This is a genomic window from Thermanaerosceptrum fracticalcis, from assembly GCF_000746025.2.
Classification (GTDB): domain Bacteria; phylum Bacillota; class Peptococcia; order DRI-13; family DRI-13; genus Thermanaerosceptrum; species Thermanaerosceptrum fracticalcis.
In genome coordinates this window covers 610,889-633,260 of the sequence record NZ_CP045798.1, presented here as the reverse complement: position 1 = coordinate 633,260, position 22,372 = coordinate 610,889, and the positions used below count along the sequence as shown (strand labels likewise).

The 22,372-nt window shown below is 43.3% G+C and carries 24 protein-coding genes; 1 reads left to right on the top strand and 23 read right to left on the bottom strand.

The window, feature by feature from the left end:
* Nucleotides 1–6: 6 nt before the first annotated feature.
* Nucleotides 7–288 carry a hypothetical protein gene (locus BR63_RS03275; RefSeq protein WP_034423046.1) on the bottom strand — a complete coding sequence of 94 codons (282 nt, stop codon included), beginning with the start codon at nt 286–288 and terminating at the stop codon, nt 7–9.
* Nucleotides 289–554: 266 nt separating this feature from the next.
* Here BR63_RS03275 and BR63_RS03265 point away from each other — a divergent pair, with 266 nt between their 5' ends.
* Nucleotides 555–734 carry a hypothetical protein gene (locus BR63_RS03265; protein WP_034423045.1) on the top strand — a complete coding sequence of 60 codons (180 nt, stop codon included), beginning with the start codon at nt 555–557 and terminating at the stop codon, nt 732–734.
* A 33-nt stretch (nt 735–767) separates the two neighbouring features.
* Here the strand turns inward: BR63_RS03265 and BR63_RS03260 are convergent, their stop codons facing one another.
* From BR63_RS03260 to BR63_RS03155, 22 genes are all read right to left on the bottom strand, one after another.
* On the bottom strand, nt 768–1,691 hold the full coding sequence (locus BR63_RS03260; RefSeq protein WP_034423044.1) for a 3'-5' exoribonuclease YhaM family protein: 924 nt from the start codon (nt 1,689–1,691) through the stop codon (nt 768–770).
* A complete protein-coding gene (locus BR63_RS03255) occupies nt 1,688–1,858 on the bottom strand; it encodes a hypothetical protein (RefSeq protein ID WP_153802100.1) in 171 nt (56 codons plus the stop codon). The genes BR63_RS03260 and BR63_RS03255 overlap by 4 nt, the downstream gene beginning before the upstream one ends.
* Before the next feature lie 17 nt (nt 1,859–1,875).
* Nucleotides 1,876–3,219 carry a hypothetical protein gene (locus BR63_RS03250; protein ID WP_034423043.1) on the bottom strand — a complete coding sequence of 448 codons (1,344 nt, stop codon included), beginning with the start codon at nt 3,217–3,219 and terminating at the stop codon, nt 1,876–1,878.
* A gap of 122 nt (nt 3,220–3,341) precedes the next feature.
* A complete protein-coding gene (locus BR63_RS03245; protein ID WP_034423040.1) occupies nt 3,342–3,539 on the bottom strand; it encodes a hypothetical protein in 198 nt (65 codons plus the stop codon).
* A 19-nt stretch (nt 3,540–3,558) separates the two neighbouring features.
* On the bottom strand, nt 3,559–6,969 hold the full coding sequence (locus tag BR63_RS03240; RefSeq protein ID WP_034423037.1) for an autotransporter outer membrane beta-barrel domain-containing protein: 3,411 nt from the start codon (nt 6,967–6,969) through the stop codon (nt 3,559–3,561).
* A 389-nt stretch (nt 6,970–7,358) separates the two neighbouring features.
* Complete coding sequence (locus BR63_RS03235) at nt 7,359–8,510, bottom strand: hypothetical protein (protein ID WP_207724757.1); 1,152 nt, start codon at nt 8,508–8,510, stop codon at nt 7,359–7,361.
* Between the two features lie 355 nt (nt 8,511–8,865).
* Nucleotides 8,866–9,585, bottom strand: coding sequence for a hypothetical protein (locus tag BR63_RS03230; RefSeq protein WP_187142823.1), 720 nt, complete (start codon nt 9,583–9,585; stop codon nt 8,866–8,868).
* An 80-nt stretch (nt 9,586–9,665) separates the two neighbouring features.
* Nucleotides 9,666–9,953 (bottom strand): hypothetical protein, encoded by a 288-nt coding sequence (locus tag BR63_RS03225; RefSeq protein ID WP_034423029.1) that lies wholly within the window; start codon nt 9,951–9,953, stop codon nt 9,666–9,668.
* A 463-nt stretch (nt 9,954–10,416) separates the two neighbouring features.
* Nucleotides 10,417–11,463 carry a ParM/StbA family protein gene (locus BR63_RS03220; protein ID WP_034423023.1) on the bottom strand — a complete coding sequence of 349 codons (1,047 nt, stop codon included), beginning with the start codon at nt 11,461–11,463 and terminating at the stop codon, nt 10,417–10,419.
* A 6-nt stretch (nt 11,464–11,469) separates the two neighbouring features.
* Nucleotides 11,470–12,117: a sigma-70 family RNA polymerase sigma factor gene (locus BR63_RS03215; RefSeq protein ID WP_034423021.1), complete on the bottom strand. Its 648-nt coding sequence runs from the start codon at nt 12,115–12,117 to the stop codon at nt 11,470–11,472.
* Nucleotides 12,118–12,126: 9 nt separating this feature from the next.
* Nucleotides 12,127–12,483 carry an EAL domain-containing protein gene (locus BR63_RS03210; protein ID WP_034423019.1) on the bottom strand — a complete coding sequence of 119 codons (357 nt, stop codon included), beginning with the start codon at nt 12,481–12,483 and terminating at the stop codon, nt 12,127–12,129.
* Between the two features lie 204 nt (nt 12,484–12,687).
* On the bottom strand, nt 12,688–13,782 hold the full coding sequence (locus BR63_RS03205; protein WP_034423018.1) for an RNA-guided endonuclease InsQ/TnpB family protein: 1,095 nt from the start codon (nt 13,780–13,782) through the stop codon (nt 12,688–12,690).
* Between the two features lie 4 nt (nt 13,783–13,786).
* The gene (tnpA, locus tag BR63_RS03200) at nt 13,787–14,191 is read right to left on the bottom strand and encodes an IS200/IS605 family transposase (RefSeq protein ID WP_081908188.1); all 405 of its coding nucleotides are present in this window, start codon (nt 14,189–14,191) and stop codon (nt 13,787–13,789) included.
* A 374-nt stretch (nt 14,192–14,565) separates the two neighbouring features.
* Nucleotides 14,566–15,831 carry an RNA-guided endonuclease IscB gene (iscB, locus tag BR63_RS03195; RefSeq protein WP_187142821.1) on the bottom strand — a complete coding sequence of 422 codons (1,266 nt, stop codon included), beginning with the start codon at nt 15,829–15,831 and terminating at the stop codon, nt 14,566–14,568.
* 209 nt (nt 15,832–16,040) lie between these two features.
* On the bottom strand, nt 16,041–18,284 hold the full coding sequence (locus BR63_RS03190; RefSeq protein WP_034426005.1) for a hypothetical protein: 2,244 nt from the start codon (nt 18,282–18,284) through the stop codon (nt 16,041–16,043).
* Nucleotides 18,265–18,996: a hypothetical protein gene (locus BR63_RS03185; RefSeq protein WP_034426003.1), complete on the bottom strand. Its 732-nt coding sequence runs from the start codon at nt 18,994–18,996 to the stop codon at nt 18,265–18,267. Before BR63_RS03185 ends, BR63_RS03190 begins: the two co-directional genes overlap by 20 nt.
* Before the next feature lie 49 nt (nt 18,997–19,045).
* Entirely contained in the window at nt 19,046–20,347 is a 1,302-nt protein-coding gene (iscB, locus tag BR63_RS03180; protein ID WP_243270102.1) for an RNA-guided endonuclease IscB, read from the bottom strand.
* A gap of 236 nt (nt 20,348–20,583) precedes the next feature.
* Nucleotides 20,584–21,198, bottom strand: coding sequence for a hypothetical protein (locus BR63_RS03175; protein WP_034425998.1), 615 nt, complete (start codon nt 21,196–21,198; stop codon nt 20,584–20,586).
* Complete coding sequence (locus BR63_RS03170) at nt 21,182–21,643, bottom strand: hypothetical protein (protein ID WP_034425995.1); 462 nt, start codon at nt 21,641–21,643, stop codon at nt 21,182–21,184. The genes BR63_RS03175 and BR63_RS03170 overlap by 17 nt, the downstream gene beginning before the upstream one ends.
* A gap of 81 nt (nt 21,644–21,724) precedes the next feature.
* Nucleotides 21,725–21,901 carry a hypothetical protein gene (locus BR63_RS03165; RefSeq protein WP_153802201.1) on the bottom strand — a complete coding sequence of 59 codons (177 nt, stop codon included), beginning with the start codon at nt 21,899–21,901 and terminating at the stop codon, nt 21,725–21,727.
* A gap of 26 nt (nt 21,902–21,927) precedes the next feature.
* Nucleotides 21,928–22,131 carry a hypothetical protein gene (locus BR63_RS03160; protein ID WP_034425992.1) on the bottom strand — a complete coding sequence of 68 codons (204 nt, stop codon included), beginning with the start codon at nt 22,129–22,131 and terminating at the stop codon, nt 21,928–21,930.
* Between the two features lie 27 nt (nt 22,132–22,158).
* Nucleotides 22,159–22,365 (bottom strand): hypothetical protein, encoded by a 207-nt coding sequence (locus BR63_RS03155; RefSeq protein ID WP_034425989.1) that lies wholly within the window; start codon nt 22,363–22,365, stop codon nt 22,159–22,161.
* Nucleotides 22,366–22,372 lie beyond the last annotated feature (7 nt).

Sequence of the window (22,372 nt, the reverse complement as noted above, 5' to 3'; positions counted from 1 at the left end):
TTTTTTTCATTTATTTTTGAATTCGATTTCTTCTCCAAGGTCGAACACAATCAGGTCGATTTTCTTTGCATCTCTTTTTTTGAACAGGTTTTTTAGTTTTTGAAAAGGACTTTTCTGGATAGGACTGGCTTTGGTGTAGATTTCCAGACCCCTGGTTGTGACCGGATTGAACCGCCGGTATATTCGCTGGTGCAAAAAGGCGGCAACTAAGGACATAAGTATAAGCAGAAATTGAAAAAAGGCCAACAATACGCTGTCCTTTCCCCATTGGCTTTCCGCATGTTTCAAGGCCATCCACCCCAGCGAAAGTAAAAGGGCTGGAGAATAGAGAAAGCTAAGCCTGGATTTTGCGATTAATGTCCGGTATATAAGCATGTAGCAGGATATGGCGAACAAAAACAACGGGATTATATACGGCAAGTGCCGGTATTTGACCGCCCCTATCCCGCTTGCGATTGCCAGCACCATTCCCAATATGTCGATTATGATTCATCACCCCTTTCTCTATTTGGGAATAAAAAAAATAAGCCCCTTTGGGGAGGCTTTTTAGATATATGCCAAAGGGGGTGAGCCCCGGCATTTTTTCACCGGCACCATACGCTCCGACCAGGTCCGGCGGCTTCGGCAAAGAGCAAGGAGGTGAGCCGCAACTCTCTGCCGCTGCTGATTTTATTTTAGCAAACATTAGCATGGTTGTGAAGATTATTTTTGTGTTTTTTTGCTTTTTTTTGTAGATTTTGTCAAATGAACGCTCGTTTAAAATGAGTTTAACCGGTGCAGTATATTTTTCGGTCCAATTGAAATATTTTTGGCGTCAAACAGCCTTGCTGGGTTTGGTTTTCTGCTTTTAAAAAATCGTTCATGCGGGAGTCGATCATGTCCAGGTGATGCAGCAGTTCCGCCTCTTTCAGCATGGGCCGCTTGGGACTCCCCCACTCCGGGTTTTGATGATGCGAAAGGATTATGTGCTGCAACAGAAGTTTTTGCTCATCGTCCAACCCTTCAGCCCTTTCTATAATGCGTATCCCTATGGCTATGTGGCCCAACAGTTCCCCCTCAAGGCTGTATTCGGTTCCCAACCCCGTATTGTCGGCTTGGTATTCGTATAGTTTGCCAATATCATGCAGGATTATTCCCGCATACAAAAGGTCCGTGTTGACCTGGTACAACGTGGATAACCGCTCCGCCGCCAACAGCATGGTCGTTGTATGGTGCAACCACCCCCCCATGTATGAGTGATGGTTGGTTTTGGCGGCTGGATAGTACATGATTTTTTCTTTGTGTTCTTCGATGATTTTTGCCACCGCTTGTTTTAAACTGTCGTTGGAAATGGCTTCGATGAACCGGCACAGTACCGCATACATCTTTTCTACCGGCACCGGAGCTTTCGGGATGATGGCGTCCAGGTCGTAGTCGTCGTCTGCTTTGGCCCTGCGGATTCTGTTGATTTTTAACTGGAGCACGCCTTTGTATTCTTCTACATTTGCGTCGGTTTTGACTATTTCGCTTTTTTGTGGCATTTCGCCCAGCAAGGATTGGGATATGTCCCAGACTTTGGCGTTAATTTCGCCGCTTGAATCTACCAGGGTCAGGTCCAGGTACTTTTTCTGTTCCTTGGTTTCTTTTTCAGCTATGTCTTTTACGGCAAAGTAACCGATGATGCTCTGGCCTTTCTCCAGGTCTTTAATCATCTATCCACCCCCTTCTTTTTCTGCTGTTTTTGCTCGCCTGCGTTAAGAACAAAAAAATAGCACCCCTCGGCATAGGTATTGTATGGTACTTTTGCTTTTTTGAGATTGCAGTTTGGAAATTCGTAGTGTTTGCAGTCAATACAACGCTTGTCGAGGGCCTTTTCCACACAAAAAACCTCCTTGTTTATTTCTTCCATATTTTTAACACCGCTGTTCCAATTTTGCCTAACGGGTCCTTTACTGTGATTTTCACATTGTTTAGTCCGTTAGCCAAAGATATATTAACTTGTTGGCTCAATGGCACAGGTTTGTTGGAAATTATCACGGAACTATTCCTGCTTACCGAATAAACTAGTTGCTCTACGGACAATTCGTCGTCAATGTCCAAAAACAATGTTTCGGCTGAGGAAGATGTTATGCTTTTGTTGTTTCCCCACCATGCCGTTACTGTTGGCGGCTGGTTACTAGCTTCTGCCGCCCACTGGGCTGCGGTTTTGCCGTTGTATATTGTTTGCTGGACGGCTTGCTCGGCAAGATTGCGGGCTTCTGTGGCTTTGGATGATGCTTCGACAGCTTTTGAAGCAGTTATCGCTTTCTGTTCGGCATTTTCTGCAGCCAGTTTTGCTGCTATGGCCGGGTCGTCCGCTTTGTTGAACCTGATTATGCTGGACCAGTTGCTGCTTACACCATTAGCCGTAGCCATACACCGAACATAAATACTTGAATTATCAGGTATGGATGTCGGAATATTCCAATTATAACTAGTAGATGTAGTAGTCACTATGTCCTGCCAATTTGTTGCACCGTCTAATGAGTACTGCCAACGGTAAGAAATAGTGCCACCGCCGGTTACAGAACTATTTGCAGTTAGTGTAACATTGGTTTTATTATTACTACCTGCTACCGGAGAGGATATTTGAGGAGTAGAAGGAACATATTGATATGTGATCTCAAGGTATTGATTGGCTGTGTAAAGATAAGATCCAAAAGTAAGGGCAGTAAATTTATTTGACGAAACGTTAGCTCTAACATCAAAAAATTTGCTATATGAACGATTTCCTCCGAAATAATCGCCGAACCAATCAAGAACATTTATAGAATACCACGTATACGATGTAGGTAGATCGTAAAAATTATCATTGTAAATAGATAACCATTTTTTGTAATCTGAACCATTATATGCGTTTTCATAACCATCGTCACGATACATATATAATTTAAGATAAGCACTAGTTATTTTTATATTATCCGGCAGCGACAAATTAAAAGAAGCATAATTTCTAGTATAAGTTGTACTATATGTATTATAACCTCCATACATTGTCCATTCTGCATAGGCCGATATTTGCCAGTTCGAGTTATAAGTGCCCAAATGGGTTCCATTTAGTCTATAATGCTCATATTTATCTCTAGTAACCGGGATATTAACCGTAGCTGCTTTCGCTTCCAAAGTAAAAAGCGGCGACATTAAACTTGATAACATAAACAAAAGAATGAATAAACCTTTGATAAGTTTATTTTTCAACATAATAGCGATACGCAGGCTTATTATCCTGCGTCTCTTTCCTCCCTTCATGCAGATATTTTAAAAACGGCTGAAAAGGAGTAAATATATCCTACTTACAGCCGTTTTTCTTTTTTAACGAGCGCTCATTTTAAGTTGGTGATCAGTTCGGCGTTAAGCCCATATCTCTCTAGTATTTCAGGATCAATGGGTTCCTCGGTTTCATAAATTACAAACCTTATAATGTTGCCGTCGTTGTGGTATTCGATTAGTTTGCCGTTTATTTCTCTGCGGAAATACACCAAAGCAGTAACATACATCTCGCCAGTAATCTTATAAAGCATGCCTCTCTCTCACTCTTTCTCACTTTTTCCAGATTTTAATTATCGCTTCGCCTATATTGCCAGATGGGTCTTTGACGTATACGGTAATAGTGACTAACCCTGTGGCCGCCAGGCTCCTTGTTATTGTGCCATTGGCTGGTATGGGTTGCCATGTAGATTTGTCATAGCTATAAACCAGTTCGTCCTGGCTGTATATATTGTCTTTGGCTTTGATGGTTAATTGGACGCTATCACCGGTAATTATAGAGGCTTTGTTATTTACAGATATATCTACTACTGGCGGGGTGTTGTCCACTATTACATAAAATTCGGTTTCTTCCCCCGGGGCTTTATCTGCCGTTAGACTCCTGATTCCTACCAAGTGATAGCCTTCGCCTGGCGGTAAGTTGAGTTTTCTAACGTCCGTTTTATTGTAGATTCGCCCAAAATCACTTTCTCCTATTCTTACTTGATAGTAAGGGTTGGTGTTGGCTGTCAGGTCCAGTTCTAATGTGTTTTTATTGGCGTTATAGATAAGTTTGTTGTCTTTGATCTGCCCCACTATTTCGGCTCCACTCTTCTCCCGCAAGGCAAAACCATTGGGATTATTACCCGATACAGTATTAGCAGGTTGAGGAGTGGCTGGTACATCCTCTGGTCTTAGGTAATATATGGTTTTGGAAGCTACGCCTGTGTTGAAGTTTTCGTCAATAACCTTTACCGTGATCTTATAGAAGCCGGAAGGAGGTTGGTTGTTCGTGTAATATTTACCCAGGTCATATTGGTAGTTGCTGATTTGGCTATAAGGGATGTTTTCTACTCCCTTACCATCATTATGACTGACGGAATATTTTAATATATGGGCTGGTGTTACGTTATCTACAGCAAAGATGTTGAGATTGAGTATTTTGTTGGTCGTTAAGGTTTCTCCTTTGTTTACATCCAGGGTCACTACGGGAGCACCAACGTCGGTATCCAGGATGGCAAATGTGTTACTTACTATTACAGGCGGATTGGTTTGGGTCGGAGTCCAGAAGGTATTAAGTTGCTTTCCGTTGATCCAGATTTCTTGGATTTCCGGACTACTGTATCCGTAGGGTATTATCCCTATTTTAAGCCTGCTATTACCTTTAACCGTCGCTGGTGCGTTCCATGTCCAGTCTTTCGTCATGGGGACAGTGATGATTTCCTGCCAGTTGGTCCCGTTATCCTCTGATTTATACCGTTTTACGTTAGCAAAGAGAAATAGAATTTTGTTGTAAAGCGTTTCTTCCAGGTTAAACGAAACGTCCTGAGATACTTGGAAGTGGTCTTGAGGTATGTCTTTAAATATGCCTTGAACAGAGTTGTGCGTGAATTTATAGATGTACTTTCCTATTGACTGGCCACTATCCTTAAAGAAAGTGTTAAACTGGTTGTGCCCGTATATAAGATTGTTTAAAACCGTATTTAGTTCTAAAGTACCTCCACCGGCGTTGGACCACTTGATAGGTCTGCTGCTGTCAAATCTAACATTCGAAGCATTTATCGTCAGCTTTGAATTGTTTGTAGCAGCATAGCCGTTGTGGATCATGTCACCCATAAAAATCGCTTCATTGGATGCTATAACCAATGAACCCTGAATATTCAATGTGACATTCCCACAACTTCCATTTTTGGATTTTATATTAGTACCGTATTTGCTGTTAAAATCAAAAACGTTGCCCATTCCTGAATTGTTAATTCTATATATCTGGCTGCCATTTAAAGTCAGATCCGATGACGCATTTATGATAAGATCGCCAGGGCTCCCCCCTGTACCGGGGCTGTACGTTCTTCTGTAGTAGCCTGTTGAAGAAGGTGCTCCTCCGTCGTAATCAATATTAGCTCCTTTGCCTCCAGCACCAATTTCGGCTAACTTGATGCTTAAAACAGTTATAGTACTTGGTAAATTTAAAACAAAATTACCGCCTTTGCCGCCGTGACCTCCACCATAATTGTAAAAGACATTATCCTCACCGGAATAAGAGCCATGGGCATATTTTCCACCATCGCCGCCTTTTCCGGTTACTAAGTTATACTCATTGGCAGGCTTTGATAATGAATTGTTAACTGACAGTGTAAGTGTACCGCCTTTTCCGCCTGCACCACCTCTATAAGAAACAGTTGAACTGTTACCAGAAGTTCCACCATCGCCACCAATATTGCCATCACCTGTTTTTATAACCGCACCTGAATAAAGATTTAGGTCCTTGATACTTAGTGTTATATTTCCACCGTCGCCCCCTTCGCCGCCACTTAAACCGGATGAAGGACCGCTTCCCCCTAATGATAGACTTCTTACAGATCCACCTTTACCTCCATTACCGCTCAATATTCGTCCCGAACCATAAACATTCAAAATGGTATTAGGACCTGTTATATTAACACTTCCTCCAGTACCACCTTTTTTGCCAACGGGATAGCTATAATTGTAATAATATGAGTCGTATGTAGCATCAACACCGTTATATGGTTGGATTGATCCGTGTATATCAATTGTGCCACAATTAGTAAAGTTAATAGTTCCCGGTATGCCTGCGTTGCCGCCAGTACCGGCTCGGTTACTCCCGGAATAATTATGGGCCGTTATTCTGCCAGGATTGCCGGGAACACCTGTTTTTATACTGCTTGTACTATCAATCAAAACGTAGTTGCTGTTAGAAATATTTACGGTCCCAGAGTTGCCGCCATTGCCAGCAGCAACTGAATTATAATAAACATAAGCATCGTTACCTTTGAATCCATTGCCTGTTTGAATCAAACCATTGTTCGTAACTCTAATATTTATCCCGTTTAAATTTATTTGCCCTGACGAACCTCCACTCCCCGAGTTGCAGTCAGTCATAACTCCGTCACCATGTTCACCGCCAGGTCCTGTATTGATTTGGGAATTATTTATATCCAAACTATCAAAAAAAAGGGTTAAGTTCCCACTGTTTGCCCCTGAACCGCCTGACCAACGACCATATGAACCTGAATAGTAAGGGTGACCTTTGCCCCCTTTACCTGTTGTGATATGTCCGTTTGAATTTATGTTGATATTTTGAGCATAGATAATAATATCCGTGCCATTTGTAGGAGACATACTTCTAAATATCTTGTAATAGTTGTCATAATAATTATAACCATCAGCTCCGTTGCTGCTTGTTATTTTTCCTCCGTTTTTGATTACAAGGTTTTGTTGCACATAAATCGTTGCAACCTGATCCACTACTAACGTTCCCCCGTCTATCGTCAAGTTGCGAAAATTTTTGTTACTGAAAGTACTTATATTGCGTGTGTTTGTTATTGTTACGTCCCCTGCTGAACCATTTCCGTAAGTACTGGCCTGAACGGTGTTAATGCTAATATTAGGACTGATTGTTAATAAATAAACAACTACAGTAAACAATGTTAATTTTCTTAAGATTCTTCTAAATACGACAAACATAAAAAACTCTCCCTTCTTTTCTTTTGAGTTTTTTCTAGTGCAAGTTTTTATTTTTTAATACGGCTGGAGGGGTCTTGCCGCAAATTTTACCCCTACGGCCGTTTGTTGTTTATAAACGAGCGTTTGTTTGGACCCACTTAAACTAACAACCCTTTTGCTTCCAGTTCCTGGATGTATGCTTCCAGTACTTTTATTGTCTCTGATTTTAGAAAATACTGGCAATCATCAGAGGGCATGTAGTACCCAATATAGTTCGCCTTTTTCTCCAGACATCGCTTCTCTTTAAAGGAAAAATTTGCACAATCTAAACATCTGTATGCTTTTCCACGGACCATCAGTACAAATACTCCTTTCTTGAATTCTTGAAAATGAACGGTCGTTAGATTTTTTTATTTTTCATCCTCTTCCCTTTCTTCTTCATCTTTTTCCCATTCTCCTTCGGGCTTTTCAGGCTTGATCAGTTTTAGGTCCGGCTTGTCGTCAGGCAAGGCCAGGTCTTTGCTCAGCACAGGAAGTATTTGTATAAAGTCACGTCCCGGCTGCACCCGGTCTATTTCTTCCTGCACCTCGTCCTTGAAACCCTGCCAGGTTAAAACAAAGGCGTTGTAACCGCTGTTCCGATGTTCGCTGATTGTGAGTGTCCTGGCCAGCATTTTCAAGGCGGTCAGGTTGCGTCTCAGGTAGTTGCAAATTAAATAATCTTCTTCCCCTATTTTTGTATACATGGAACCAAAACCGTAACGGTTGCTCATATGTCCAACAAAACCAAAATTGCGATGTATGTAGTGCCATATGTGCATGTTCGTGCTGTTTTTCAGCATGGTTACTCCTAAACTGAATGAACCCAAACCTGCAAAATAATCAACAAGTGGTATCAGGCAAAGCTCGTTTACGAATACTTGCTGGCGTTGCAGTTCGCTTAATAAAGACTGGTAAGCCTCAGTCTTTTCCAACGGTTCTTTGGCATCGTAAAGTATCAAGCTGCTGTACCTGTTTTCACCAAGTTCGCTCACAAGTTTTGCTAGTGTGCTTTCCTTTATGGTTACGCCCATCCTGTATGTCTGATATATTTCTTTGTCGGGTGATATTAAGCAGCAGTGCATAATGGATGATGGATTGATGTTGTGTTTTTGTTTGGCTTCCTGGGCACTCATAAATCTCCAGCCAGCTTTCGCCAGGTGTATGCAAATGCGGCTTACATCAACTCTTTGCACCATATCCCAACCGCTCAGCTTCAAGTCCCTGGCTCTCCGTCTTTCCTGCTCCTTTATCACACCGATGCTTACCAGTGCGTCGATCCCTTTTTCGCTTATTTGCAAAACGGCATGGTTCCTTCTTCCTTGCGGAGTCACAGTGTAGCTCCTCTCAAGATAGCCACGCTCAACTAAACGCTGCATCCTCGCCATCCCGTAGTTCTTGCCCGTGTAATACGCATCGGCTATGTCTATAGCCCTGACAGCCTGCAACTGGTATATGGCACTCAGTATTTTTATATCTCTATCCACCAGGTTCATCTTGTTTCCATCAAGTCCGTATATCATTAAAATTTCCATCCCCCTTTTTTTAGCTGTGTCTTTGTACGAGAAACATTTAAAAATACAAAAGACTGTCTACCTTCTTGTCGGTTTTCGATGTCGGCTGTAAGGAGGGCGTTTCGCTCTATGAGCGAAACCCCCTCCTTACCTCTCGCTCTTAGAGCGAAAAGAAGTGCTTTTTTCTGACAATTCACGAAACCCTTGTGGCTCAAGGGCTTGCTGGTTTTGAAAAGACATAGTTGCAACATGTATCGATTGACATAGCAACGACTTTTCGTTTATTTTTTTTTTATGCCATTGTGAGTGCATGTTACAATGTCAAAATTGCATCAGTTGCATATATGTTTCTATACGCCATTTTTTAGATAAAATTGGTAATACTTGAAGTTTTTGTATTGAATTCAGGGGTATTTTTTGGGCTTTTTGTGTCCTCCTCCGGTGGACTATAGTAGAGGTTTCGTATCGTTTTGCCCGGTATACTGCTTCTGATTATTTGAAATTCAGTGGCGGTCAGGTCCTTAATTCTGTATATAGTATCAAGAGTTTTGCTTGATAATGCTTTGCGGTACGGAACAATGTAAATCATGGTGCGGTCGGCATCTTTTTGAATTTTCGCTTCTTCCTGGCACAGTGCAACATGGTTCCAGGAATCGTCCTTTATGAGAAAGCCCTTGATGCTGTTTATTAAAAAAGACTTTGATCTGTTGTCAAAGTCGAACTGTTTTGTAAACGGGGAAAGATAGTATTTTATAAACAGGGCGACCGGTTCGTTGTATGAGTGTTGCTTCATCTTTTCGGCCACATCCCTTATCCTGGCGGAAAAGAAGGCTTTGCAGTCCAGGTAGTCCTTGTAGCCATCCTCTATGACTTTCCCGCTGTAGCTCGGTATGAATGGCAGCAGTCCCTCCACTTGTATTATGCACATTTCCTGTTCTTCAAGCCAACATCCGAAGGCATCGTAGGGATAAGATACGGCAATTCCGGGGAAAACCCCTTGCTCAACAAGATAGTTTATTTCCGACCAGGTTCTTTTGTATGCTTCCACAAGCCTGGCCTGAGCTTTAAGAACTTTTTTTTCCAACTTTTCTGCTTCCTCTATGCAATGCTTTATAATTTCGTTTTCATAAAAATCCATGAAATTTGCCTCCTTACATTTTCACTCTACAGAAAAACATCAAGGCCGTTCAAAAGCACTTCTTCCGCAGGTGAAATAATCTTTTGTTTTGTTTCGGTTTTGTCTCCTCCGACATAAGTAACGCCGCCACTTTCCAGCATCTCCTTGATGGCCTTGAGTTCACGCTTGATTTCGAGAATCTCAAGGTGGTTGTCTTTATAAAATTTCAATGCCTCGTTTATAAAAGCACTCATTTCTCCGTTTTGTTTCTTCCTTTCAAGCATTTCCGCCACTTCCGGGTCATTGACCCTGAAACTTATTTTTACGTCTCTCATTTCATTTTTCCACCCCCCTCTTGTCCGACAGCCGGAGCCCTTGTCTTTTCTGGCACGAAGGCCGTTTTTTCTGCATTTTGTCGGACAAAGCGTCTCTCTCTTTGTCCGACAGCCGAAACCGTTGTCGCACAAGGCTTGAACGATACTTTTTTTAAACTTTGTCGGACAAAAAACAACTGGAAATTGAAAGCCTTGAAAATCTTGTCGGACAAAATTACAAAAAATCGCCTTCTAGCCCTTGTCCCGCAAGACTTCCGGCTGTCGGACAAAGTACCGTGATGAGTGTCGGACAAAATTCGCAAAAATCAGCCTCTAGCCCTTGCGGGACAAGGCTTCCCGTTGTCGGACAAGATAACTGGTAATTAACAGTCTTAAATAATCTTGTCAAATATTTTGTCGGACAAAATCACGAAAAATTGCCTTCCATCCCTTGTCCTGCAAGACTTCCGGCTGTCGGACAAAGTTACGCCTTTCCTTCTCTGGCTTCTTTCAATTCGACGGCTCTGGCCACTTCCAACATACCCAAGGCGTTGGCGAATTGACTGTTTTCGATTATGACCGGATCGTTTGTCATTACGGCTTTTATCTTTTTGCTGATATATTCGTCCTGCATGACTCCCCCGGCAAAGATGAGCTTGTTTGTAAACCCGATTTGTTCGCCCAATGTCTGGGTGACCCCATCAATTATACTCCTTACCATTTCGTCTTTGGCATTGTTACGGGCTTCCTCAAGGTTTATTTCCCTGCCGTTGTAGCTCACAACCGGGAACCCGTTCATTACCCGGTCCAGTGCCGCCGGAATCAGTTTACTCCCCGTTTTCTGGAAAAAGAATTCATCTATGGCTTTTTCCACAAAGTTCATGCCCAGCTCCAGAGTCGTTGAATATCCGCTGATAGGCTGTATCCTTTTATCACTCGTTATTTCAAACATCAGTATTTCCGTAGTTTTGTAGCCTATCTCCACTATGACAAAAGATTTTCCCGGCTGGGCCAGTTCCGGATTTTTTTTCAAGAGGTGGTAAACCACAGCCGCACCCTGCGGGAAAACTGTTACTTTATCAAATTTTATGATATGAAATTTTTCTTCCCCCACAAACTGCAAAACGGCGTTGAATTCCATCAGGGCCTTCCTAAAGGATTCCTTTTGCTCGGCAGCATACAACAATGGCGGACCGGTTACGATATGTACCGGCTCATTGTTATTTTCGTTCAAAATGGCAAAGGCTGCCGCTAAAAGCACCTTGGTTGACGGGTTGTCTATTTTATTTTTTTCAAAAGGGCTGGAGCAGTCTCTTGCTTCTTTCCGGGCCAGGTTGCCAATAAAATATTGCTTCTCCACTCCGCCCTGACTGATAATCACATGATCCCTGCTCTTTTCGTTCGCTCCAAAAAATGTCGATAATTGTCGGTTTACTCCCGTACCGACTGCCGTTCTGATCAGTATGGACTTACCTGCCTCGTTAATACCTTTTACAAAACCATAACCCAGGTCAATAGCAATTTTGAACATAATTTATTACCTCTCTTTCTTTAGAATAAGTTTTGTTAGTTTTTTCTTGATGCGACTTAAGGCGTTGTCGATACTTTTAGTTCCTACGCACAAAATCTGCGACATCTCTTCATAGGTCTTTCCTTCCATTCTTAACAAAAGCACGTTTTTCTCTAAATCCGAAAATTGCCTGAATATCGCCTGGTTTAGTTCCAACGAGCACTCTTTTTGAAGATATATAGACTCAGGACTTGTGGAACAACTTAGTTTAATTTCTACTTCTTTATACTCGGCTTTTTCCCGGTTGCTTAGAATGTGCTCCATACTAACAGCCGTGTTGTCTGCAATTCTTGCCTGTCTTTTCCATTTTGCCAATTCAGATATTATTTCTCTTCTCGCACAAAGACAGATAAAATTCTTAAGCGTTCCTTTATCTTTGTTCCAGGTTTCGATTGCCTGCATTGCACCGATGTAGGCTATTTGCAATATATCTTCTTTATCGTAGCCCTTTATAAAAAAGCGACTGACCAAAAACAAAAGCAAACCCCTGATGTGTTCGCATAAAAGTTCAAGATACGCCGGGTTTTTGGTGGTTCTATACTTTAACAACAACATCTCTTCTTTAAAATGACTTGCGTTATCTTTTGTTGCAAAAACTATTGACAGACAAAACACCCCCCCAGCTCAAACGGACGTTTTTATTTTTATTTTTTCTGTTTTATCATTTTCTTTAGGTTTTCCGTAGTAAAAACCCTGGGCCAATACTATACCCAAGTTTTTTATAAATTCGTGCTGAGACTCCGTTTCCACTTTTTCAATGATTATCGGCAGTTTTGTTATTTTGAGCTGGTCTATAAAGGAATTGTCGTTCTTTATCGCCTCAATTTCCACCTTAAGTCCGTTTACGCCCACTTTTAGCCACATTTCAAGCGTATGGGGGGTTACATCATCCGCCCAAACAGATAGTCCCCTGGCCTGCATACTTTGCACCAAAGCCCTTGTCTGTTTAAAATGAGGAGCCAGGCTTAACTCCCACTCCACAAGCTCTAAGCCCCCGTTCCAGCTAATCGGTAACCTGCACAAATAAGGCAGGGTATAGAGAGTAACGTTTACAGTGAACTACCCACCGCCTGTAGAGGCGGGGGCTTCCTGTTTCATCGATCGCTGCCTTTTTTCAGAAGGTCTTACGCAATCTCATTCAGGCGTGACTTCGGGCGGTTCCCGCCCTACAAAATATCTATATATCTATACTCTGGCAATCTTTTCAAGTCCCCGCTCCAGGATCAATTTGGCACTTACCAGATCCCGGTCCATCACCAGGCCGCAAGCTGGACACTCGTGAATACGGATGCTCAAGTCTTTTGGGACATTCTCCCCGCAAAGGCAAGTTTGGGAAGTCCCTTTGGGGTCCACCAGCACAAAAACCTTACCGTACCGCTGGCATTTATACCCCACATATTTCTGAAACTGGCCCCATCCTGCATCATAGATGCTTTTTGCTAGTCGGTGATTTCTGACCATGTTTTTAACCCGGAGATCTTCCATGACCACCACATCGAATTGTTTCACGATTGCCGCACTGGTTTTGTGCAGGAAATCTTTCCTTTGGTTAGCGATCTTGGCATGGATCTTAGCCACCTTTTCTTTAGCTTTCCCTCGGTTGTTGGAACCTTTCTTTTTGCGGGAAAGCCGCCGCTGTGCCCTGGCCAGCTTTTTCTCCGATTGGCGAAAATATTTTGGGGGATCGACTATGGTGCCATCTGAAAGAGCGGCAAAATGGGAAAGTCCCATGTCAATCCCCACCACGTTTTTGTAAACCGGCACCGGTTTTGTTTCAGGGATCTCCGCCGTCAAATTCACATACCACTTGCCCCCGTGATATTTGACGTTGACCCGAGATACGGAACCTGCCGGAAACTCCCGGTGGGCCTTTATCTTCACAAAGCCGATTTTTGAAAGAAAGATGAATCCCGGTTGGCTGAAAGTTTTCTTCACGGCATCCACTTGGGGATAGGTGAAAGAACGGTAGTGATCCCGATTTTTGAACCTTGGATACCCTGCCTCTTTAGCGAAGTACCGTTGAAAAGCAAAATCCAAGCGGTGCAAAACATCCTGGAGTACCTGGCTATGTACCTTTTTATACTCAGGATTGGCCTCAACAAAGATGGGGAGGGCGTTTTGCTGCTGGCAGTAAGTAAGACCTTGCCCGGATTCTTTGTAAGCGGTTTTCCTTTCGTTCAGGGCATGGTTGTAGAGTTTGCGGCAGAGTTTTAAGATGTAGAACAATTTCTGTTCTTGTTCGTGGATAGGGTGAATCTCAAATCGGTAGACAAACTGCATCTTCTCACCTCTTTTCCCCTTGGGATTCGATATATTTTTTTAAGATTTCCAATGTTGCTCCACCAGTGGTTAGGAGACAATAGCTTTGGGACCAAAAACATTCCTTCCAGAGTTGCTGCCGGACCTGAGGAAACTCCTTTTTGATGAGGCGGGAAGATGCACTCTTGAAGGCGTTGATGTATTTGGACAGGACTGTATTGGGATGAGTTTTGAAGAGGATGTGGATATGATCCCGGTCATGATTGTATTCCAAAAATATGACGTGATGGTTCTTGCCAATGGTTTCCCCGATCTCCCGGATGCGGACGGCAATGGTGTCATCAATTACCTGGCGGCGGTATTTGGTAACCAGGACTAGGTGATAAGTGAGCAAAAATACCGAATGATTATTCGTGTCAAATTGTCGCATAGAATCAACCTTTCATATGATTACGACTGATTCTATTGTATCACAAATAAGTTTTTTTCTAGGAATGGACGGCGATTCATCCCCTCCCTATAGAGGAAGGGGACTTCTCGCTGGTTATGTTAAATGGAAATCCGTTACTTTCTTCTATGCATTGCAGAATGGCGTGCAGCTCCCTCCTTAAAAGGGTGTTTCTATTCTTTGCGTTAAAATATTCCCTTATATCACACCCCGGTTGGCACAACCTTTCTTCAAACACTTTTTCACCGGTTAATATGTTTACAATAGGCTGCCCTACAGTTTTGATTAACAATGGCAACACCTTCTTTCTTTTGCTTATAAATCCAGTGCGAGAAAACCTCGGAATTCATAGAAAATCAGGCAGCGGAAACCCCGGAATTCATTCCGGGGAGGAAGCCGCCGTTCCTCCTTTCGCATAGAAATACACTTGCTCTTTCAAGCAGTTTTAGTTTTTTGCAGCTAACCGACGGACTTACTCTTGTCCCGTCCAGTTTCCTTAAATCAAAATACCCGCTGGCCCTGCGACCAAAGATGAAACACTCCTGTCCTTCGTACAGCACCTTGTCAAACAGTTGGTATCCAAGCAGGTATTTCGGTGCTTTGTTCGCTTTCCGAATCCCTCCCTTGATAGGGTTTGCCTTATGAAGCTGCCTGTTCTGTTTCCGTACCTGTTTGAAGTAGTACCAGGTGTTGTCAGGTTGTGCTTGCGGATTGCCGCTGACACAACGAGCGTCGGTCCGGTGGTTCTTCTCTAAATTGTGAGCTATCCTGGTGTGTTTCGTAATATATCCGTAAGTGAGTTCTGCGTTCGGATATATCGACTTTAGTCTGTTGTAGACAGCCCTTCGCATGATTCCCATGAAAGCTGCATCCCGGAAACTCTGCCCTCTCTTTAGGTTTAGTTTCAGTTTCCCTGCGTGGTAGTCTTTGTGACATTGTTCGCACAGGGTTATCAGGTTGTTGGGAGCATCGCCCCCGGTTTTACGGCTTTCTATGTGGTGTACGTTCAAGACCTTGTTCCTGCATCCCGGTCTACCTTGACACTGATGACCGTCTCTCCACAGGACGTATTCCCTGACATTCCAGAATCCCAACTGCTCGCCCTGCTGGTACTCGACACCGGATATTCCGGGATTCTTAATTTTTTGTATATCAAAACTAGCAACCTCAATGACTATTTTTGTTACCGGCAGTATTTTACATACCATCTGTATTGTTTTTATATGTGCCTCAACCTTGTTCCCAACCGATGGAGCCAGCCAACCTTCGGGCCTCCTGCGATTGTCAAACCTAGGCTTGCGGTATCTTGTCTTGCGATACCTCCTGCTTCTTCTTAACTCCCTTCGGTCTGCCAGCAGTTTTGTTATGTCGTTCCTTAGCTCGACTTTTGCTTCAAACAATACTTTCTTTTCAGTAGTGGCGGATAAACCTATTGTTTTGCTCCCGGCATCGACACCTAAGTTAATAGGTTGTTTATATCCGCTGGACCCGTATATGAGCTGGATGGTAAATGGTGTTCTCTTTACAACCCTGGCTTTCCCTTGTTTGAGCAATACCTTTGCTTTTCTCGGACTGCACGGCATCAAAGGTTTACCGTGTTTGTTTTGCACATAGACTAACAAATAGCCTACCTCCTTTCAGAGTTGATCACCCATCGCCAATGTTAGAAAGGCTTGTCGTGCCGACGGCACTGTTCCTACCCTCTCAGAACTGTTTAACCACCAGCGACAGTGCCTGGAGCTTGGGCTCGCACTCCAGGGTGTCGTGACCCTTCTAACGTAGCCCTTTCCAAGCTAAGGCTAGTCAACTAGAGGCTTACAAGCCTCGGACTTCAGTCCGGGGTGGTTGACTTTTGGGAACCCTGTAACACTACATGCCAATCTTCATACACCGTTCCCTGGGTTTTTAAAAGACCTGCACTGTAGTTAAATGTGCCGTTCCCAGTACCATTTGAAGTGTAAAACCTGGTCGTCCCTCCTTCCGTTCCTGTTCCTATAGCTTCAAAATGAACTATTGTTCCGCTGGGCACTTCGGTTATCGCCGCTTTGGTCCAGAATTCCTGCCGAATTGTTTTGTTCGTGCCATTAGTACGCTTTAACTCTTTTTCATTTGTTTCTGCTTGCGTTGACAAATATGGATACTTTAAGTCAATGCCCGACAGATCGCCAAAAGGACCTACGGTATCAATCAAAAACGTCACTTTTGTCCCCGCCTTCGCTGTCGGCAGTTGTTCCACGCTTGCTCCTTCGCTTATATAGAGTTTTTCTTGCTGCGGACTTATGATGCTTTCTATTCTCGGTCTTTCAAAGGCCAGGACTTTAAAGGCGAGTCTTTCCGATACCTCCGATTCTCCCGCATGGTCATCCTCAACCTTGACTTCCGCCGTAAAACTATAATCTCCGGTGCTCCACAACAAGCCTCCTTCCGTTTCGTTTTCTTCGTACCTCGTCAGGGTCGGGAGCTTATACTCCTGCAACGTTCCGGCCTGGCCGGTGATTTCTTCCGTCCAGATTATATCCCCGCCGGCGTTCCTGATGATGAAAGTAAAGGCCGCCTGGCCGTCACCGTCGGGGTCAACAAAAGACCAGATAAAAGTCGGTGTCGTCGTATAAAACCATCCCGCCTGCGTGGTGTCATTTATCACTGGTTTCAAAGGCTTTTTGTTGGCCTGCAGCACTATGCCCCTGTCGTTTTGATATACGATCTTCGGTGTAACTTTGATGTCCGTCGTGGATAGCTCCGCCTTCCATGCAAGGCTGTCGTTTTCACTTGGTAATTCGCCCCATATTTCTTTCAGGTCAAAAAACGGCGAGACTTTATCTAATGGCGTGTAATAGTTTCCTTCGATAAATTCCCCGTATATTTCGGTCCAGCTTGCGCCATTATTGGTAGTGTATTTTGCAGATATGATCCCGCTTTCGTTTTGCACTTTGAAGGTTTTTACCCAGGTGCTTCCCCCGTCGTTGCTGACGGACCACTCAACCGCAGTTCCGTCAGGTAGGATGTGATTGGCCCTCACCCTCAGCATGTCGGCACTTCTGGTAAAGGTTTTGGATACTATTTCCGCACTGGGCCTGTATGAGTCACCCTGCAATATCCCTTCAACCATAACGCTCAAACTTTCGTTTTTCACCATACTTGTCCCGTCGAAGGCGTAATAATCCACCTTGTTTCCATCCACCACAAGCATGTCGTGGTTGTCGGGCCTTATAGCCACGCCCGCAGGCTTGTTTAATCCCGATACGACGGAAAGGGCTGTAGACTGGCTCATGCCGGAACCGTCAAAAGTAAAGGTTTTTACCTGGTTTTCATCAATAACCGTCAGCCTGTCTTCCTGAACCGCCAGAGATTTTACATTGGTCAGTCCGTTAATGGCGAGAAAAGGTATTTGCTCCATATTGCTTCCGTTGAATCCGTACCATTTGACCGCATCCTTCTCTGCCACAACAAGCTCGTAATTGTTCAGGCCCGCAACAGCAACAGGATTGCTCAGTCCGCTTACACTCAATTCTTCGATTTTCACCATTTCCGATCCGCTATACCCATAGGTTTTTGCTTCGCTGCCCTCCAGTATTACATGAAGGTTGTCCATCATGGTGACGGATACGGCATCCGTCAATCCCTGCACGCTCAGGCCCGGTACTTCGCTCATCCCGCTCCCGGAAAAGGTGAAGGCGGTATATTTGTCCTGGCTCAATATCCCCACATCGGGAAACTCGTCAAGGACCGTAAACCCTACCGGATTGGTTACGCTTATTCTCAACAGTTCATTCTCCACCATTTTTTCGCCGTCGAACATGAAGTATTTCAGGCCGTTTTCCGTCATTACGGCATAGTTGAAGGATTCGTCCTTGGCAAAAGCCACTACGTTAGGGGCATTAACCAAGGGCAGCCTTACTTCCCGCTGTTCCGTATCAATATGGGCAGTCGTTTTTGTTTTGTCTATCATATTGTCAGTATCGGCATCGTTTATGGTATAGTTCCATTCCCTCGCCTCTGCCGTTAACGGAACAAACAAAACGGTCGTTAGAAATAAGGCTGCAATGAGAATCCGGCTATATTTGTGCAATATCAAATATCTTCCACCCCCTGCTTGTCTTGTGGCAGGATACGGCTACTTTGTTCTCCTTGTCATCAATGGCATAACGAATCTCCAGTATTATGCTTTTCCCGTCCCCGGCAATTACGGATGAAGATAGTTCCTTCATGCCGGACTTGCCTGTTATTACGTCTTTAAACCAACCCCCTGACATTTCATGGGCGTTTTTGGCCTGGCCTATCAGGTGCTTGCCTGCTTCCGCATATTTGCCTGCAAACAAGGCTTCGCTGAACAACCGGAAGGTTTCCTCGCACTTTTCCTTGTCGGCTGGAGAGGGTCTGCCCTTTTTGATGCCGGGTCCCGTCTCCTTGAGCTTATACACCTTCCAGCCGTCCTGTTTTATTAACTGCATTTCGTACCAATGAACGCTCGTTTCATTGGCAGGATTTACGCTTTCCACTTTCGCTCTCACCACAGCCCAGGCCGGGCCTAGAGAAAGCAGGTCCGCTTCCGTTTCAAGGACCAGGTGCTTTTTAGAAAGGTTTTGCTCCATGTTGGCCAAATTAAAAAGCACTATGCCTGTGGATAGTGCTTTTGCCTTTTCGATTTCCTTTCCTGCGACATACGCAAGAAAGTTTTTGGCTGTCTGCTCTATGTTTCTTTCATCGTTCGATGAAGCCAATAAGACAAAGGTTGTAAAGATTGACAATATAAGCAATATGCCGAAAACAACTGTTTTTTTTATCAAGAACGCATGCCTCCTTTTTAGCGAAAATTGAGCGAGAAGTCTCCACCTTCTATAGGGTGGAGATGAATCGCTCACAAATATAGTTGTTATTTCTATACATCAGTTCTAATTTTTCCGGATTGATTTGCTTATACTTATCTGACAATTGTAGATAGTTCCCATGAATGTCCTGAACATATACCCACTTGCCTGTAAAACCGCTTATAAAACCTGCCTCTGAAAGTTCATGAATATATACCTTATCCCGTAAACACCATTTCTTGCCCCTTACTATTATTTCCTTTTCATTCTTATTGTTTCTTTTTGCCTCTCTATTTGGTTGTTTCCTACCTTTCCGGGGAATTTCTTCGTGCAAACTGCGTTTCTTTTTACGAACCTGTCTTATGTAGTACCATGCATCATCTTGCCACCTTGGTTTTATGCCTGCTATTACTATTGCATCATTTATATGCGACTTCTCTATTGCCCACTCCTTTCTTTTTCGTCTAGTATACAAACCAAATGTATATTTAGTAGGTGCTATCTTTTGTAACATTGGAACAAGATAGTATCTAGATACATTCATGAATACTGTAGAACGAAAATCTTCAATTTTAGGTGATATTTTCCCTGTAAACTCCTTATAACTCATGCTCCCTTTTGCTATATTATGTGCTTCACAACAACAAACAAGATTTGATGGATTATCAGTACCTCCTTTACTGCGTGGAATAATGTGGTCTACTGTTAGTTTGTCTGAACACGGTATATCCGGTCTTAACTTTGCATAACGGCATTGATAGTTATCTCTGATTTTTACATATTCCTTGACACTGTCAAACCCTTGCATCTCTCCTTGTTGATACTCTATACCCCTTATTTCAGGATTTTGTAACGCTTGCGTGTCGAATTGCCCTACTTCTACCCTGATTTCTGATATTGGTATTATTTTTGCAAGTTTTCTTGCTATGTTATAATGTGCTTCTATTCTTGCTTTTATAGATGGGGGCAACCAACCTTCTTTTCTCTTGCGATTAAGAAATCTTGCTTTGCGATAACGAGTTTTCCTGTTCCTTCTGGTGCGTCTTAACCTCCGGCGTGCTTCAATGTTCTCTTTTATATCCTGCCTTAAATAAACCTGTGCTTTGTAGATCACTCTACCATCTTCAGTTGCTACAGCTACTCCCATATTCTTACTGCCAGTGTCAATTCCTGCTATGCATTTTTGCTTATAACCACTGCTTCCATGCAACAATTGAATAGTAAATGGTTCTTTCTTAACTACTTTTGCTTTCCCCTGTTTCAAGAGTTTTCTTGCTTTTGAAGGTTTGCATGGCATTAAGGGCTTGCCATGCTTGTTAATAACGAACACTAACAAGAAGTGTCTCTCCTTTCAGAGTTAATTTGCCCTTCCCCAAGGTTAGACAGGCTTGTGTGCATATACCACTGTCCCTACCCCTCAGGACTGTTTAAGTATATGCGACAGAGCATGGAACTAGGGCATCATTCCCTGGTGTCGTAACCTGTCTAACATAGCTCAATAGTCTTTCGACCCTGGCTGAGGGTAGTCAACTAAGGCTTGTAGTTTTTAACCGCAAGCCCCCGCCTCTATAGGCGGTGGGTAGTTGACATTATCTTGGCGGCGGCCCATCTTTTTGTCTTTTCTCCTTTAGGCATTACAACCGCAGGAGTTATCTCCGCCTCTATGATGGCTATGACTCCGGGCTTGTCCAGGTTTACCTTGGGCCCTTCGCCGTTAATGTCAAAGTTTTCATTTACACCAAAGCTCTTGGGAAGATTGCCGGTTGAGAGTTCTTGCGTTGCAAGCATGCCATCTTTAAAACTGATTATATAACCCTCTTTCAGTCCGAAACTATTGGTGCCGTTGCATATTAAAAGATAATAATTTACATTTTTTACAATGGATTTTTCTTTTGGAGTCATATCTTCGTTCAAAGCAAGATTCCTTATAAGAATCCTTTTAAAATTTTCGTGGGCCATACTATAGTCTATCATCGGCGTCCCGTTGGCCTGGCTTTGTTCGGTTACGCCCATAGCCGCACTTTTTGCGGCCATTTCAACGGTGCTTTTTAAGTTTATGTTACTGCCGCCCGCAAGACGCCGTTCCTCGTTCATATTTATTGACGTGATCAACAAAAACGGCAGTAATATAAGCATGACTATAACAATTGCCCCTCCCCTGTTGTTACAAAGGTCTTTCACTTAAAACTTCACCACCTACCCTGATGACAAATTCGCCCTGGTCCCTTGCTCCCAACAACCTTCCAAACAAAAAAGGCGTTTCCCTGGGCTTGCATGATATGACCAACCTTATTACTGAATTACCCGGGTCCTGAACGTTTCTCAAAACAGGCTGGCTTACTTCTCCTTCCACGGTTCCGGTTATCTGTATATCCCTGTATCCCATTCCCTGAAGTTTTGTGATTATCTGATCCTTCACAGGTTCAGACAGCCAACCCTCTATCCGCATGCGATCCAGGGCCTGGTCCTTGATCCTTTCGACTATGTTGTATCTGACTTGTGTTACATAGTAGTCCACCCCGGCAAACATGATAAAGACGATTATAGTAAAGTAGATTATAAATTCAATGGAGTTCGTGCCTCCTTTTTTATTCTTCAAAAGCCGACAAATGTTTTTAATATCCATTCCCCCTTTTTGTTGTTTTAAGATTGAGTTTAGGATTGAGGCGGACAGTTTTTTAAAATGCTGCCCGCCTTTTTTTATTGGTTAGTATCCGGAATTTGATATATCTCTGATATTCGTCTCAATACCCTCGTGAAGCTGCCGCAGGTTAGGCATTAACTGGGATAATATAACGCCCCCCATAACTGCGGAAGCCGCAAAAAGTATCAAATACTCAATGGTGCCATACCCCTTGTTGTTCAGCAAGATTTTTTTTAGCACAGGAGAACACTCTCCTTGAAAATAAATTAATTTGTAACTTGGTTCAATATGCTCGTTATAGACGAATTGACCTTGTTTACTGCCGATCCGGCATCGTTTGTGTCTGTTAACTTCGTCCTCAAGCTGCTGGTAATGCCTACGGCCAGCAGTCCCAGTGCCGCAACAAGTATCAACAACTCTACCGTCCCGTAACCTTCCTGATTCTTAAGCAATTTTTTGAGTCTTTCCATACTCTTTCTCCTCCTTGAAAAATAAATTCAATTGCTAGAAGCCTGATTCAGAAGATTTGTAATTGTAGAATTAACTTTATTTACCGCAGAGCCAGCATCGTTTGCGTCCGTTAGCTTTGTCCTTAAGCTCCCGGTTATCCCTACGGCCAACAACCCTAATGCCGCAACCAGTATTAAAAGTTCTACCGTCCCGTAACCTTCTTGGTTTTTGAGCAAATTTTTGATTTTTAACATACTTTTT